This is a genomic window from Flavobacterium sp. UBA4197 (assembly GCF_002379575.1).
GTDB classification, from domain to species: Bacteria; Bacteroidota; Bacteroidia; order Flavobacteriales; family Flavobacteriaceae; genus Flavobacterium; species Flavobacterium inviolabile.
In genome coordinates, this window is record NZ_DFUB01000011.1 from 349 (window position 1) to 811 (window position 463).

At 44.3% G+C, this 463-nt stretch carries 1 pseudogene; it reads right to left on the reverse strand.

Annotated elements, in window-relative coordinates:
• Nucleotides 1-463: pseudogene (locus tag B3394_RS05875) on the reverse strand (hypothetical protein); the annotation flags it as partial.

A 463-nucleotide genomic window follows, 5' to 3' on the forward strand; every position in this document is an offset into this window, starting at 1 on the left:
ACCGGAGCTACAGTATCATTTACATTGATGGTTTGTGATACAGAAGCACTGTTTCCACAGGCATCCACAAATGTCCAGGTACGGGTGATTATATAAGAGCTTGGACAGTTGCCTTGAACGGTGGAATCTTGTCCCTGTACGGTAATTTCACCGGAACAATTATCATTAGCGGTCAGGCTGATCATCGCTGGAACATCGGTACTACAGGCAACAGTTATATTTGCTGGTGGTGTTGGAACCACCGGAGCCACAGTATCATTTACATTAATGGTTTGTGATACAGATGAGCTGTTTCCGCAGGCATCCATAAAGGTCCATGTTCTGGTAATGATATAAGAACTTGGACAGTTACCTTGAACGGTTGTGTCTTGTCCTTGTACGGTAATTTCCCCGGAACAGTTATCATTAGCGGTTAGGCTGATCATTGCCGGAACATCACTGCTACAAGCTACTGTTACACTTT